Source organism: Psychrobacter sp. Rd 27.2, assembly GCF_001921755.1.
GTDB lineage: Bacteria > Pseudomonadota > Gammaproteobacteria > Pseudomonadales > Moraxellaceae > Psychrobacter > Psychrobacter celer.
In genome coordinates, this window is sequence record NZ_MRYB01000182.1 from 1 (window position 1) to 301 (window position 301).

Consider the following 301-nt stretch of genomic DNA (forward strand, 5'->3'; position numbering starts at 1 on the left):
CTTTCAAATATTGATCAGATGTATAGCTCTAAGTTAGTAGGTACTTGGAATTGCGATTCTGTCAAAATGGAAGTTGAAGATGCAACTGTTACTATGAAAGGAGGTACTTCTTATTTCACTAATAAACGAAGTAATACATTTGGTACGATGATTATCGACTATCCTAAAGAAAACATTACGCTTGAATACGATTATTTCGGTACAGGCACGTGGGATATAGATAATAAAAAATTAGTTGAAATATTAGAAGATATTAAGTTGACTAATATAAGTCATCCATACATGGATCAGTTATTCAATA

At 30.9% G+C, this 301-nt stretch carries 1 protein-coding gene; it reads left to right on the forward strand.

Annotated elements, in window-relative coordinates; genetic code table 11:
* Positions 1-66: 66 nt before the first annotated feature.
* Positions 67-301, forward strand: a 235-nt coding sequence (locus tag BTV99_RS13115) for a hypothetical protein (RefSeq protein ID WP_218607627.1), incomplete at its 3' end; no start/stop codon positions are given.